At 68.2% G+C, this 14,137-nt stretch carries 14 protein-coding genes; 13 read left to right on the top strand and 1 reads right to left on the bottom strand.

The window, feature by feature from the left end:
* Window positions 1-16: 16 nt before the first annotated feature.
* From gspG to AC56LK_RS18775, 11 genes are read left to right on the top strand one after another with little or no spacing between them, the layout of a single operon-like run.
* The gene (gspG, locus tag AC56LK_RS18825) at window positions 17-466 is read left to right on the top strand and encodes a type II secretion system major pseudopilin GspG (protein ID WP_497186014.1); all 450 of its coding nucleotides are present in this window, start codon (window positions 17-19) and stop codon (window positions 464-466) included.
* Between the two features lie 50 nt (window positions 467-516).
* Window positions 517-1,713, top strand: coding sequence for a type II secretion system F family protein (locus AC56LK_RS18820; protein ID WP_497186013.1), 1,197 nt, complete (start codon window positions 517-519; stop codon window positions 1,711-1,713).
* Complete coding sequence (locus tag AC56LK_RS18815) at window positions 1,710-3,404, top strand: GspE/PulE family protein (RefSeq protein ID WP_497186012.1); 1,695 nt, start codon at window positions 1,710-1,712, stop codon at window positions 3,402-3,404. Before AC56LK_RS18820 ends, AC56LK_RS18815 begins: the two co-directional genes overlap by 4 nt.
* Window positions 3,397-4,215: a hypothetical protein gene (locus AC56LK_RS18810; RefSeq protein ID WP_497186011.1), complete on the top strand. Its 819-nt coding sequence runs from the start codon at window positions 3,397-3,399 to the stop codon at window positions 4,213-4,215. Before AC56LK_RS18815 ends, AC56LK_RS18810 begins: the two co-directional genes overlap by 8 nt.
* Entirely contained in the window at window positions 4,212-4,772 is a 561-nt protein-coding gene (locus AC56LK_RS18805) for a PilN domain-containing protein (RefSeq protein ID WP_497186010.1), read from the top strand. Before AC56LK_RS18810 ends, AC56LK_RS18805 begins: the two co-directional genes overlap by 4 nt.
* A complete protein-coding gene (locus AC56LK_RS18800) occupies window positions 4,769-5,344 on the top strand; it encodes a hypothetical protein (RefSeq protein WP_497186009.1) in 576 nt (191 codons plus the stop codon). Before AC56LK_RS18805 ends, AC56LK_RS18800 begins: the two co-directional genes overlap by 4 nt.
* The gene (locus tag AC56LK_RS18795) at window positions 5,341-5,868 is read left to right on the top strand and encodes a hypothetical protein (RefSeq protein WP_497186008.1); all 528 of its coding nucleotides are present in this window, start codon (window positions 5,341-5,343) and stop codon (window positions 5,866-5,868) included. Before AC56LK_RS18800 ends, AC56LK_RS18795 begins: the two co-directional genes overlap by 4 nt.
* The gene (locus tag AC56LK_RS18790; RefSeq protein ID WP_497186007.1) at window positions 5,868-7,832 is read left to right on the top strand and encodes a secretin GspD/PilQ domain-containing protein; all 1,965 of its coding nucleotides are present in this window, start codon (window positions 5,868-5,870) and stop codon (window positions 7,830-7,832) included. The genes AC56LK_RS18795 and AC56LK_RS18790 overlap by 1 nt, the downstream gene beginning before the upstream one ends.
* Entirely contained in the window at window positions 7,832-8,302 is a 471-nt protein-coding gene (locus tag AC56LK_RS18785; RefSeq protein ID WP_497186006.1) for a type II secretion system protein, read from the top strand. The genes AC56LK_RS18790 and AC56LK_RS18785 overlap by 1 nt, the downstream gene beginning before the upstream one ends.
* Before the next feature lie 5 nt (window positions 8,303-8,307).
* Complete coding sequence (locus AC56LK_RS18780; protein ID WP_497186005.1) at window positions 8,308-8,691, top strand: type II secretion system protein; 384 nt, start codon at window positions 8,308-8,310, stop codon at window positions 8,689-8,691.
* A 1-nt stretch (window position 8,692) separates the two neighbouring features.
* Window positions 8,693-9,403 (top strand): type II secretion system protein, encoded by a 711-nt coding sequence (locus tag AC56LK_RS18775; protein ID WP_497186004.1) that lies wholly within the window; start codon window positions 8,693-8,695, stop codon window positions 9,401-9,403.
* 1 nt (window position 9,404) lies between these two features.
* Here AC56LK_RS18775 and murJ read toward each other — a convergent pair whose 3' ends face one another.
* Window positions 9,405-10,955 carry a murein biosynthesis integral membrane protein MurJ gene (murJ, locus tag AC56LK_RS18770; protein ID WP_497186003.1) on the bottom strand — a complete coding sequence of 517 codons (1,551 nt, stop codon included), beginning with the start codon at window positions 10,953-10,955 and terminating at the stop codon, window positions 9,405-9,407.
* A 233-nt stretch (window positions 10,956-11,188) separates the two neighbouring features.
* On the opposite strand from murJ, the gene rpsT reads away from it, so the two are divergent.
* Window positions 11,189-11,455 (top strand): 30S ribosomal protein S20, encoded by a 267-nt coding sequence (rpsT, locus tag AC56LK_RS18765; protein WP_027864728.1) that lies wholly within the window; start codon window positions 11,189-11,191, stop codon window positions 11,453-11,455.
* 288 nt (window positions 11,456-11,743) lie between these two features.
* Window positions 11,744-13,978, top strand: coding sequence for an NADP-dependent isocitrate dehydrogenase (locus AC56LK_RS18760; RefSeq protein ID WP_497186002.1), 2,235 nt, complete (start codon window positions 11,744-11,746; stop codon window positions 13,976-13,978).
* Window positions 13,979-14,137: the final 159 nt, after the last annotated feature.

The following is a 14,137-nucleotide window of genomic DNA, read 5'->3' as shown; positions in this document are numbered from 1 at the left end:
AATTAGGAGTCGGTCGATGGTTTCAGTATTCGAACAGCGCGTCGCCGCGCGTCCCGCCCAGCGTCCCGCGGGCTTCACCCTGCTCGAGCTGCTGGTGGTGATCGTGATCATCGGCCTGCTCGCCGCGTATGTCGGCCCCAAGTACTTCTCGCAGCTGGGCAAGTCCGAAGTGACGGTGGCGAAGGCGCAGATCGAAGCCTTCGACAAGTCGCTCGACACCTACCGCCTCGACGTCGGCCGCTACCCGAGCGCCGAGGAAGGCCTGAACGCGCTCATGGCCGCGCCGCCGAGCGCCGGCGCCAAGTGGAACGGTCCCTACCTGAAGAAGGGCGTGCCGCAGGATCCCTGGGGCCGTGCTTACCAATACCGTTCGCCGGGCAGCAAGGGCGAGTACGAGATCCTGTCGCTCGGCAAGGATGGCCAGCCGGGCGGTACCGGGGACAATGCCGACATTTCGTCGCAGTGATCTTCTGACATCACACAAATAATCAAGCTTTAACAGCCGGGCCCGCCTTCATGCAGTTCGCCGTTCGTACCCTTGCGCCCGACATGTCGATTTCGAAGCTCGTCGTCGATGCCGCCGACGCCCTCGACGCGCGCCGCCAGGTGGAGGCGCGCGGGCTGTTCGTCAGCGCCGTCGAACCGGCGCGCAGCTCGCCCTTCGCCGGCCTCGGACGCCGTGGGGGCGCCAAGCTTTCCCTGGTCCTGTTCAGCCAGGAACTGCTGGCCCTGCTCAACGCGGGCCTCGGCATCGTCGAAGGCCTGGAAGCCCTGCTCGAGAAGGAAGCCAGCCCGGGCGCGCGCGGCGTGCTCGAACGCCTGCTCGGCGGCCTGCGCGAGGGCAAGCGCTTCTCCAGCGTGCTGGCCGCCCAGCCCGATCTGTTCCCGCCGCTGTACGTCGGCATCGTGCGCGCCGCCGAAGGCACCAGCGACCTGCCGCGTGCGCTGTCGCGCTACATCGATTACCAGCAGCGCATCGACACCGTGCGTTCCAAGATCGTCAGCGCCTCCATCTATCCCGTGATCCTGCTGATGGTGGGCGGCGGCGTGAGCGCCTTCCTGATCGGCTACGTGGTGCCAAAGTTCGCCGAGGTCTACCAGGGAGCAGGGCGCTCGCTGCCCTGGATGTCGCAGCTGCTGCTCGACTGGGGCCAGTTCGCGTCCGCGCACGGCAGCGCCATCGGCGTGGCGGCCCTGCTCGCGGTCGTCGGCGCGGTAGCGGGCGTGCGGCGCCTGGCGCGCAGCGGCGGCATCACCCGCCTGCTGGTGCGCCTGCCGGGCATCGGCGAGCGCGCCCGCATCTACGAACTGTCGCGCCTCTACCTGACGCTCGGCATGCTGACCGAGGGCGGCATCACCATCGTCGGCGCCATCGAGACCGTGCAGCCGATGGTGACCGGTAACGTGCGCAAGGGCCTGCTGCATGCGCGCGCCGCCATCGAATCGGGCCAGCCGCTGTCGCATGCCTTCGAAGCCCATGGCCTGACCACGCCGATTTCCCTGCGCATGCTGCGCGTCGGCGAGCGCACCGGCGACATGGGGCCGATGCTGACCCAGTCGGCCGCCTTCTACGACGGCGAGATCACGCGCTGGATCGACCGCTTCACCCGTACCTTCGAGCCGCTCCTGATGGCGGCCATCGGCCTGGTGGTGGGCGCCATCGTGGTGCTGCTCTACATGCCGATCTTCGACCTGGCCGGAGACATGTCGTGAACGCGCCCCAGGACAAGGTCCTCGACCCGGCACTGCTGGCGCGCGCCCGTGCGCTGGCACAGGGCTCGCGCCGCGGCCTGGTGGCCGAACTCGAAGGCCTGACCGGCCTGGAGCCGCGCAGCATCATCCGCGAGCTGGCGGCGCCCTTCGCGATGCCGGTGATGGAAACCGCCGCCATGCTGGCGCAGTCTCCGGCGTTCGATCTGCTGCCGCTGGCCCAGGCCATGTCGCGCCACTGCGTGCTGTTGCGCGACGGCGCCGGCCATCTGCTAGGGGTGCTGTCCGATCCCTTCGACCTCGACCTGCAGACCTGGCTGGGTGCGCAGGCGCGCGCCACCGCCAGGTCGCCGCTCGACCTGTGCCTGGCGCTGCAGTCCGACATCCAGGCCTATCTCTCCAAGCAGGAAGAATCGGCGCGCGCCGTGGACAGCCTGGTGGGCGGCGACGGCGATGCCCGGCGCGACGGCAAGGCCAACCAGGTGCTGTCCTTCGCCTCGGTCTCGGAAAGCGGCAGCCCGGCCGTCAAGCTGGTCAACTCGACCCTGTACGATGCGCTCAAGGCCGGCGCCTCCGACATCCACCTGGAGAGCACGGCCGGCGGCCTGGCGGTGAAATACCGCGTGGACGGCGTGCTCGACCACGCGGCCACGGTCGGCGGCGTCGAGCTGGCCGAGCACATCATCTCGCGCCTGAAGGTGCTGGCCGAGCTCGACATCGCCGAGCGCCGCATCCCCCAGGACGGCAGCTTCCGGGTGGAGTCGGGCGGGCGCGACATCGACCTGCGGGTCTCGATCATGCCCAGCATTCACGGCGAGGACGCGGTGATCCGTATCCTCGACAAGCGCGCCATGATCGAGTCCTACGGCGCGCTGACCCTGGAAGCGCTGGGCTTCGACGCGCCTTCGCTGGCGACCCTGCGCACCCTGGCCCAGGAAGCCTACGGCATGCTGCTCGTGACCGGGCCGACCGGTTCCGGCAAGACCACCACGCTGTACGCGGCGCTTACCGAGATCCACAACGGCCGCGAGAAGATCATCACCATCGAGGACCCGGTCGAGTATCAGCTGCCGGGCATCCTGCAGATCCCGGTCAACGAAAAGAAGGGCCTGACCTTCGCCAAGGGCCTGCGCTCGATCCTGCGCCACGACCCGGACAAGATCATGGTCGGCGAGATCCGCGACCGCGAGACCGCCGAGATCGCGGTGCAATCGGCCCTGACCGGCCACCTGGTGCTGACCACGGTCCACGCCAACAACGTGTTCGACGTGTTCGGCCGCTTCACCCACATGGGCATCGACCCGTATGCCTTCGTGTCGGCCCTGAACGGCATCTGGGCCCAGCGCCTGATCCGCATGAACTGCCCGCACTGCGCCGTGCGCTACGAGCCGGACGCTGCGGAGCTGGCCTCGGTGCAGCTGGCGCGCGAGGACGCCCTGGACTACGTCTTCATGCGCGGCAAGGGCTGCGGCGACTGCCGCGGCACCGGCTACCGCGGGCGCCGCTCGATCGCCGAGATCCTGACCCTGAACGACGAGATCCGCGAGCTGATCGTCGACAAGCAGCCGATCCGCCGCATCAAGGCCGCGGCCTACGCCAACGGCACCCGCAGCCTGCGCCTGGCGGCGCTCGACCTGGTCAAACGCGGCGCCACCACCATCGACGAGATCCGGCGGGTGACCCTCCATGCGTAGACGCTTCGGACAGTCCCTGCGCCTCGGGGTCGCCGCCGACGGCCTGGCGCTGCTGCGCGTGAGCGGCTGGCCGGGTTCCAGCGCCGAGGTGCTGGCCCAGCTGCCGGTCGAAGCCGGCGCGCCGGATGCGCTGGCCAAGGGCCTGCGTGCCCTGCTGGGCGACGCCGCCCCGCGCGGCTGGCCGAAGGGATGGCCGATGCGCGTCGTGCTGGCCGACGAGCTGGTGCGCCTGTGGCAGGTGCCGCCGCCCCAGGGAGCGACCCGCTTCGGCGACCTGCAGGCCGCCGCCGCGCTGCGCCACCAGCATCTGTTCGGCACGCCGCCTCTCGACTGGCGCATCAGCGCCGACTGGGACGCCGCGCGTCCCTTCCTGGCCGCCGCCGCACCCGAGGCCTTGCTCGGCTTGCTGGAGACACTGGCGCGCGAGCAGCGCTTCCACCTGGTCGAGGTGGCGCCGCAGTTCGTGGCCGCGATGAATGCCTGGCGCCGCGCGCGCCGGCCGGGCGCCTGGTTCGGCCTGGTGCATGGCGGCGTGCTGTCGCTCGCGGCCTACGAGGGCGCGGCGCTGGCCGCGGTGCGCACCGCCGTGATCCCGCCAGGGGCCGACCGCGACTGGCTCGAAGCCCACGTCGCGCGCGAAGCCTTGCGGGTCGGGGTAGGGCGGCCGGAGCGCCTGCAGCTGTGCGGCGCCGCGCCCGCCGGCTGGGCCAGCTCGGCCGGACGCCTGAAGTTCGCCTGCACCCTGCTGGAAGACGACAGCGCCGACTGGCCGCTGCACGTGCGCCTGGCGCGCACCGGGATGGAAGCATGATCCGACGCATCAAACGCACCCAGATCGATTTCGCGCCGCGTTCGCTGCGCCGTACCCTGTTCCGCGTCCCCGGACGGAGCGTCGGCCTGGTGGTCGCCGCCGTCGGCGTGTGCGCCGTGGCCCTGTCGCAGCTGGTCCAGTACCAGGAAGAGCGCGAGCAGCTCGCGGCCCTGCAGGCCGCCATTGCGGCGCGCTCGACCGCCATGCGACCGCTGCCGGTGGTGGCGCAGGCGAAGTTCACGGTGCCGGAAGCGCAGGCGCAGGCCATCAACGACGCCGTCATGCAGCTGAATTTGCCCTGGCGCGACCTGGTCGAGGCGGTACGCAGCGCCACCCCGGCCAGCGTGGCGCTGCTGGCGCTGGAACCCGACGCCAAACGCCGCACCCTGCGCATCACGGCCGAGGCGCGCAACAGCGACGACATGCTGGCCTATGTGGCAAAGATGCAGGAGCAGGGCTGGTTCGCATCAAGCGCCCTGGTGCGCCACGAGATCGCGGAGCAGGAGCCGAACCGGCCGCTGCGCTTCCAGCTCAGCGCGCAGTGGGGGGCGCAATGAAGGACATGAGCCTGGCTTCGCTGTGGCTGCGCATGGTGCTCGCGCTGCGCCGCCTGAATCCGGTGCCGGCCCTGGCCGTCGTGCTGGCGCTGGGCGCCATGGGCGCGATCGCGTGGCTGGGGATGACGCGGGCCGAGCTCGGCGAAGACTATGCGGTCGCGCGCCGCCAGGCCGCCTTGCCGCCGCCCCTGCCTGCGGCGCTGCCGGCGCCGCCGCCCAGCGCCGACCAGAACCTCGCGCATTTCTATGCCGCGCTGGGCGAGCGCCGCCACGTCGACCGCCAGCTCAAGACCCTGTTCACGCTGGCCGAGAAGAATGGCCTCAGCCTGCGCCAGGGCGAGTACCGCAGCAGCCAGGACCGCGCCGGGCGCTTCCTGACCTACCAGATCACGCTGCCGGTGACGGGGCGCTACGGGGCGATCTGGCAGTTCGCCTTCGATGCGCTGCGCGCGCTGCCGCACGCCTCGCTGGACGACGTCGGCTTCCGGCGCGATGCGATCGGCAGCGAGACCGTCGAGGCGCGCCTGCGCCTGACGCTGTATCTCGCCGCCACCCCGGGAGTGCCGCAATGAAGCCGCGCCACATCGGGATGGCGGTCGCCCTGGTCGCCGCCGCCGGCCTGGTCGTCTTCGGCGACAACACCCCCGAGGACGTGGTGGCCGAGCCGGTCGAGCGCGCCCGGGCGCCGGCGCCGGCCGCGGATACCGGCACCGCCGCGCGCAAGGACAAGGCCCCGGCCATCCTGCGCCTGGTGGACCGGGAGGTCCTGATCGGCGACAGCGAGGCGCGTTTCAACGCCGCCGAGAATGGCGTGTTCGCGCGCCAGGACTGGACCCCGCCGCCGCCGCCGCCGGCCCCCGCGCCGCCACCGCCGCCGCCGAGCGCGCCGCCGCTGCCCTACACCTTCATCGGCAAGTCGCTGCAGGACGGCACCTGGGAAATCTACCTGGCGCGCGGCGACCGTACCCACCTGGTGCGCGAGAACATGACGATCGACGGCATGTACCGCGTCGATGCGATCCGTCCGCCCGTGCTGACCCTGACCTACCTGCCGCTGAACCAGGTTCAGCAGCTCAATATTGGAGTATTCGACTGATGGTTCGTATCCGCAAACTCGTGCTTGCCGCCGGCCTCGGGGCGGTGCTGCTCGGCGGCTGCGCCGGTCAGCGCGCCTACCAGGAAGGCAATGCGCTGGTGGCCCAGGACCAGGTCGGCGCCGGGCTGGCGAAATACCAGGAGGCGGTGACCGCCGACCCGGGCAACGCCCAGTACCGCAGCGCCTACCTGCGCGCCCGCGACAGCGCGGCCGGCCGCCTGCTCGGGCAGGCCGATGCGGCCTTCGCGGGCGGCCAGGTCGAGGCGGCGCTGCAGGACTACCGCCGCGTGCTGGCCTTCGACCCGGCCAACGAGCGCGCCCGCGCCGGCCTGCGCCAGGTCGAGGCCGACCGCCGCCACGCCGCCATGCTGCAGGAGGCCCGCGCCGCCTTCGACAAGGGCGAGCTCGATACCGCGCGCCAGAAGCTGGGCGCGATCCTGACCGAACGCCCGGCCCACGAGCCGGCGCGCCTCCTGATGCTCGAGGTGGACGAGAAGGCGGCGGCCGCCCCGGCCGGCGAGGCGGCGCTGGCGGCGTCCTTCCGCAAGCCGATCAGCCTGGAATTCCGCGATGCGCCGCTGAAGCAGATCTTCGAAGTCATCGCGCGCCACTCCGGCCTGAACTTCGTGTTCGACAAGGACGTCAAGTCCGATGCGCGCAGCTCGATCTTCCTGAAGAACAGCACGGTCGAGGCGGCGGTCTACTACCTCCTGATGACCAACCAGCTCGAGCGCCAGGTCATGGACGGCAACACCATCCTGATCTATCCGAACGTGGCGGCCAAGCTGAAGGAATACCAGGAGATGACGGTCAAGACCTTCTTCCTGGCGAATGCCGATGCCAAGAACATCGCCAACACCTTCAAGACCATCCTCAAGTCGCGCGACGTGGTGGTGGACGAAAAGCTGAATCTCGTGATCCTGCGCGACAGCCCGGAAGCGGTGCGCGTGGCGAGCCAGCTGGTGGCGCTGCAGGACGTGCCCGAGCCGGAGGTCATGCTCGACGTCGAGGTGCTGGAGATCAAACGCAGCCGCATCACCGACCTCGGCATCGCCTGGCCGGGCGCGGTTTCGTTCGCGCCGCTGGCCACCATCGACGGCGACCCGGTCAGCATCGACCAGCTGCGCGGCCTGAACCGCGGCAACATCGGCGTCTTCAGCGACCTCACCGCCACCGTCAACGCCAACAAGACCGACGGCGACTCCAACACCCTGGCCAATCCGCGCATCCGCGTGCGCAACAAGGAAAAGGCCAAGGTCGTCATCGGCGACAAGATCCCCAACATCTCGACCACGATTTCCTCGGGCGTGGGCGGCTTCGCGTCCGAATCGGTGAACTACGTCGACGTCGGCCTGACCCTCAACGTGGAGCCGACCATCTACCTGAACAACGAAGTCGGGATCCGCATCTCGCTCGAGGTCAGCACCCTGGGCGAATCGGTGACCACCCGTTCCGGCACCGTGGCCTACCGCATCGGCACCCGCTCGGCCACCACGCTGCTGCAGTTGAAGGATGGCGAGAACCAGGTGCTGGCTGGCCTGATCAGCAACGAGGACCGCTCCAGCGGCAGCAAGGTGCCGGGCATCGGCGACCTGCCGATCGTCGGCCGCCTGTTCGGCAGCACGCGCGATTCCAACGACCGCACCGAGATCGTGCTGTCGATCACGCCGCGCCTGGTGCGCACGCTGCAGCGGCCGCCGGCCGCGGCTTCCGAATTCGGCGCCGGCACCGAGGCCAGCTTCCGCCGCCGCCCGGACGGCACGGGGCGCGCGCCGGTGCAGTTGCCGGTCACGGCCGGGGCGGCCCCGGCGCCGGGGCGGCCATTCTCCGTCCCGCCGTCGCAACTACCGGTGACGCCGCAGACCGGTTCCCCGCAATCCGGTCCGCCGCCGGCAGCACCCGCACCGAACATCCAGGTGGTCCCGGTGCCGCCGCCGCCCGCCGCACCGGCCACCCAGCAGTAATGTCCAGGCGCGGCTTCACGCTCATCGAGCTGCTGGTGACGCTGGCGATCCTGGCCCTGCTGGGAACCCTGGTGGTGCCGGTGGCCCAGGTCACGGCCCAGCGCCGCGACGAGGTGGCGCTGCGCCGCGCGCTGCGCGAGATCCGCACCGGCATCGACGCCTACAAGAAGGCCAGCGACGACGGCCGCGTGGCCAAGACCGCGGGCGCCAGCGGCTATCCGCCGCGCCTCGAGATGCTGGTCGAGGGCGTGCGCGACCTGCGCAGCCCCAAGCAGGCCCGGATCTATTTCATGCGGCGCCTGCCGCGCGACCCCTTCCATCCGGATCCCGATGCCTCGGACGCCGCGACCTGGGGCAAGCGCAGCTATGCCAGCGAGCCGGACGAGCCGAAGGAGGGCGACGACGTCTACGACGTGTACTCGATGTCCGAGAAGCCCGGCCTGAACGGCATCCCCTACAACAAGTGGTGAGCACGATGCAAAATCTCCGGCGCCTGGGCGCCTTCACCCTGATCGAACTGCTGGTGGTGCTGGGCATCGTGGCCCTGCTGCTGACGCTCGCCGTGCCGCGCTTCTTCCCGAGCATCGACGCCACCCGCGAAACCATCCTCGAGGAGAACCTGCGCAACACGCGCGCCGTCATCGACCAGTTCCGCGCCGATACCGGGCGCTATCCGGATTCGCTCGACCAGCTGGTCGAAAAGAAGTACCTGCGCGAGCTGCCGATGGACCCGGTCGCCGAGAGCCGCGACAGCTGGATCGTGGAGCCGCCGCCGGAAGGGGAATCCGGCGAGGTGGGCAACGTGAAGAGCGGGGCGCCGGGCAATGACCGCAAGGGCAAACCCTACGCGGAGTGGTAGCGTGAATCTGCGCCAGCCGCCGCGCCAGGCCGGCTTTACCTACCTCGGCCTGATCATCTTCGTCTTCATCATCGGCATGGTCGGCGCGGCCACGCTGAAGATCGGCGCGCTGCTGCAGCGCGCCCACGCGGAACAGGAGCTGCTGGAGATCGGCGCGCAGTTCAGCACCGCCCTGCGCACCTTTGCCGAAGCGACCCCGCGCGGCCAGCCGCCCCAGCCCCTGACCCTGCAGGAACTGCTGCGCGATACGCGTTTCCCGAACCCGCGCCGGCACCTGCGCAAGATCTTCGTCGATCCGGTCAGCGGCAAGGCCGAGTGGGGCCTGGTGCGGGCGGGCGAGGGCGGACGCATCCTGGGCGTGCACAGCCTGTCGCAGGCCACGCCGCTCAAGCTGGCCAATTTCGACAAGCGCTTCCCGGGCTTCGAGAACCGCGAGCACATCGCCGACTGGAAGTTCATGGCCGAGCAGGGGGGAAGCAGCGTACCGCTGGCGCCGGGCGCGCGGCCGCAGCCGGGCACCGTGCCCCTGGCGCCGCCGGCGCCGCCCGCGCCGCGCGAGCCGCCGCCCCAGGCCGAGCCCCAGCCTGAACCGGAACCGGAAGCGCCGAAGGACGAGCCGCCTGCAGAAGAGCCGGCGCCGGAGAAGCCGGCCGAGCCGGAACAGAAGGAGCCGCAGGAACCGCCCGGCCAATCACAGGATTCCGGGCGGTGACTTACTTGGCGCGGCGCTTGAAGTCGCGCGGACGGAAGCCCAGCAGCGCCAGCACGGCAAAGTAGGCCAGCGCCGCGGCGGCGATGATCGCCGCCAGCGCGCCCGCGCGCAGCAGCGGCGTGGTGCGCATGGCGATCCAGTCGAACTGGTCCTGCGCGAACCACGACACCGCGCCCATCACGGCGACCGCCACCAGCAGCTTGACGAGGAACTTCCCCCAGCCCGCTTGCGGCACGTAGATCCGGCGGCGGCGCAGGCCGGCGTACAGGAAGGCGGCGTTGATGCAGGCGCCGACGCCGATCGACAGCGCCAGCCCGGCCACGCCGAACATCGGCACGAACACGATGTTCAAGAGCTGGGTCGCCACCAGCACGCCCACCGCGATCTTGACCGGGGTGCGCACTTCCTGGCGCGCGAAGAAGGCCGGCGCCAGCGTCTTGACCAGGATGAAGCCGAGCAGGCCGGCGGCATAGGCCATCAGCGGCCTGGACGAATTGAGCACGTCGGCGTCGTCGAACGCGCCGTAGTGGAACAGGGTGGAGATCATCGGCTCGGCCAGGGTCGCCATGCCTACCGCCGACGGGATCGCCAGCAGGAAGGTCAGGCGCAGGCCCCAGTCCAGCAGCGACGAGTACTCGGCGGTGTCGCCGTCGGTGTTGGCCTTGGCGAGGCCCGGCAGCAGGATGGTGCCGAGCGCGACGCCCAGCAGTGCGGTCGGCAGTTCCATCAGGCGGTCGGCATACTGCAGGGCCGAGACGGCGCCGGGACCCTGCCAGGCGGCGATGGTGGTATTGATCAGGAGGCTGATCTGGGCTGCCGCCACGGCGAAGACGGCCGGCCCCATCTTGCCGAGCATGCGGTGCACGCCGCTGTCGCGCAGGCCGACCAGCGGGTTGAGCGACAGGCGCGGCAGCATGCCGAGCTTGAGCAGCGGAGGAATCTGGATCGCCACCTGCAGCAGGCCGCCGATGCACACGCCGACCGCCATCGCATAGATCGGCTGGGCGAAGTAATCGGACAGCACCACGGCGGCGAAGATGAAGGAGATGTTCAGCAGGACCGGGGTAAAGGCCGGTATCTTGAACTGGCGCCAGGTGTTGAGGATCCCGCTGGCCAGGGCCACGAAGGCCATGCAGGCGATATAGGGGAACATCATGCGGGTCATGACGACCGCCGCATCGAAGGCTTCCGGCTCGTTGCGCAGGCCGCCGCCGATCCAGTAGATCAGGACCGGCGCCGCCAGGATGCCGGCAATGCTGGTCAGGATGGTGGCCCAGATCAGGACGGTGGCCACGTGGTCGACCAGGGTCTTGGTGGCGTCCTGGCCGTGCTTGGTCTTGTATTCCGTCAGGATCGGGACGAAGGCTTGCGAGAACGCGCCTTCGGCAAACAGGCGCCGCAGCAGGTTGGGCAGGCGGAAGGCGATGTTGAAGGCGTCGGTGAAGTAGGAGGCGCCAAAGGCGGCCGCGAACAGGCTTTCACGCAGCAGGCCGGTGACGCGGGACACCATGGTCATGCTGGAAATTGCGGCAAGGGTACGGAGCAGGTTCATGGGCCGGGATTATACTTGGGCAATACCGGTCCCGGACCGGCGCACCGGCATCCGGACGACAATTATGCAATTATGAATTGCCCTGACCGGCTTCCTTCGCTATAATCGTGGGCTGTACTGAATTCTGTTAGCAGACACGAATCGTTGGGCAGGCACTCGTCGGACATAAATGAGGCGCCAGTTTCACTCGCGAATGTTTGCAAACGCAACTTGACCCCGATTTAGGAAATTTCATGGCAAATACCGCACAAGCGCGTAAGCGCGCTCGTCAAGCAGTTAAGCAAAACGCGCACAACTCGTCGCAGCGTTCGACCCTGCGCACCGCAATCAAGGCAGTCCGCAAGGCCATCCAGGCTGGCGACAAGGCCGCTGCAACCACCATCTTCCAGCAATCCGTGTCGACCATCGACAGCATCGCTGACAAGAAGATCATCCACAAGAACAAAGCAGCCCGCCACAAGAGCCGTCTGGCTGCAGCCCTGAAAGCACTGTCGGCTTAATATCGACATGCGTGCGGCCTCGGCCGCGCAGGCAGTTCTGTGCAGAGCAAGACCCGCCCGACTTCGGTCCCGGCGGGTTTTGTCGTTTGTCGGCTCGATTGTCCGGTTCGCTTTCGGGCAGCGCTGCATATCTTAAAACCGTGGCGCACAGTAAAATGTTGGTGCATAATGTGAAACGCCGTCTTATGTCTTATAGAAGACTTCGCGAAGTCTGCCTCTGCAAGACCCGAGCGTTACCACCCGTTTTTAGACATCGTGCGACCTGCGCGATCATCGAGGAAAAAGCGTATGAGCAGTGATCCGACCATCATCTACACCCTGACCGACGAGGCACCGCTACTGGCGACCCACGCCTTCCTGCCTGTCGTCAGCACCTTCACCAAGCCGGCCGGCATCAAGGTCGAGCAGGCCGACATTTCGGTCGCCGCCCGTATCCTGGCGCAGTTCCCGGAAAACCTGACCCCGGAACAGCGCGTCCCGGACGTGCTGAGCGAACTGGGCAAGAAGACCCTCGAGCCGGACGCGAACATCATCAAGCTGCCGAACATCTCGGCCTCGGTGGGCCAGCTGACCGCGGCCATCAAGGAATTGCAGGCCAAGGGCTATAAGCTGCCGGACTATCCGGCCGACCCGAAGACCGACGAAGAGAAAGCCATCAAGGCCAAGTACGGCAAGTGCATCGGCTCCTCCGTGAACCCGGTCCTGCGCGAAGGTAACTCGGACCGCCGCGCGCCGAAGGCGGTCAAGGAATACGCACGCAAGAACCCGCATTCGATGGCCCCATGGTCGCAGGCATCGCGCACCCACGTGTCGCACATGACCCACGGCGACTTCTACCACGGTGAAAAGTCGATGACCCTCGACGCCGCCCGCGACGTCAAGATGGAACTGGTCACCAAGTCGGGCCAGACCATCGTGCTGAAGCCGAAAGTCGCCCTGCAGGCTGGCGAGATCATCGATTCGATGTTCATGAGCCGCAAGGCCCTGCTGGACTTCTACGCCAAGCAGATCGACGACGCGAAAGAAACCGGTGTGCTGTTCTCGCTGCACGTCAAGGCGACCATGATGAAGGTCTCGCACCCGATCGTGTTTGGCCACTGCGTGCGCATGTTCTACAAGGAAGCCTTCGAGAAGCACGGCGCCCTGTTCGACAGCCTCGGCATCAACGTCAACAACGGCATGGCTGACCTGTACAACAAGATCGCCGACCTGCCGACCTCGCAGCGCGAAGAAGTCGAACGCGACCTGCACGCCTGCCAGGAACACCGTCCGGCCCTGGCCATGGTCGACTCGACCAAGGGCATCACCAACTTCCATTCGCCGAACGACGTCATCGTCGACGCATCGATGCCGGCCATGATCCGCGCCGGCGGCAAGATGTACGACGCCAACGGCAAGCTGAAGGAAGTGAAGGCCGTCATCCCGGAATCGACCTTCGCCCGTATCTACCAGGAGATCATCAACTTCTGCAAGTGGCACGGCGCCTTCGACCCGAAGACCATGGGCACCGTCCCGAACGTGGGCCTGATGGCCCAGCAGGCCGAGGAATACGGCTCGCACGACAAGACCTTCGAGATCCCGGAAGACGGCGTGGCCAACATCACCGACCTCGCCACCGGCGAAGTCCTGATGAGCCAGAACGTGGAAACCGGCGACATCTGGCGCATGTGCCAGACCAAGGACGCCCCGATCCGCGACTGGGTCAAGCTGGCGGTCACCCGCGCGCGCAACTCGGGCATGCCGGCCGTGTTCTGGCTGGATCCGTACCGCCCGCACGAGAATGAGCTGATCAAGAAGGTCAAGACCTACCTGAAAGAGCACGACACCACCGGCCTGGACATCCAGATCATGTCGCAGGTCCGTGCGATGCGCTACACCCTGGAGCGCGTCAAGCGCGGCCTGGACACCATCTCCGTGACCGGCAACATCCTGCGCGACTACCTGACCGACCTGTTCCCGATCCTGGAACTGGGCACCAGCGCCAAGATGCTGTCGATCGTCCCGCTGATGGCCGGCGGCGGCATGTACGAAACCGGCGCGGGCGGTTCGGCGCCGAAGCACGTGCAGCAGCTGACCGAAGAAAACCACCTGCGCTGGGATTCGCTGGGCGAGTTCCTGGCGCTGGCCGTGTCGCTGGAAGACCTGGGCCTCAAGACCGGCAACAACAAGGCCAAGGTGCTGGCCCAGACCCTGGACGCCGCCACCGGCAAGCTGCTGGACAACCGCAAGTCGCCGTCGCCGAAGACCGGTGAACTCGACAACCGCGGCAGCCAGTTCTACCTGTCGATGTACTGGGCCCAGGAGCTTAGCGCGCAGACCGAGGACGCCGAACTGGCAGCCAGGTTCGCGCCGCTGGCCAAGCAGCTGGCCGAGAACGAGCAGAAGATCGTGGCCGAGATGCTGGAAGTGCAGGGCAAGCCGGCCGATATCGGCGGCTACTACAAGGCCGATGAAGCCAAGGTGAAGGCGGTGATGCGTCCGAGCGCGACCTTCAATGCCGCACTGGAGGCCTTCGCTGCCTGAGCGATCGTGAGCGTCACATGAAAACGCCGACCCGAGGGTCGGCGTTTTTTTGTGCGCCCAGCATGGGCGCACTCTTGCGGGTGCAAGTCCCGCCGCGAGCTGACCACAGTGAGCGAAGTGAAGCGCAACTGCGTGAGGGCGACCGAGCGTGGGGAGGAA

This window comes from Telluria sp. ZB4P36 (assembly GCF_059685865.1).
This window is presented reverse-complemented; position numbering and strand designations above follow the sequence as displayed.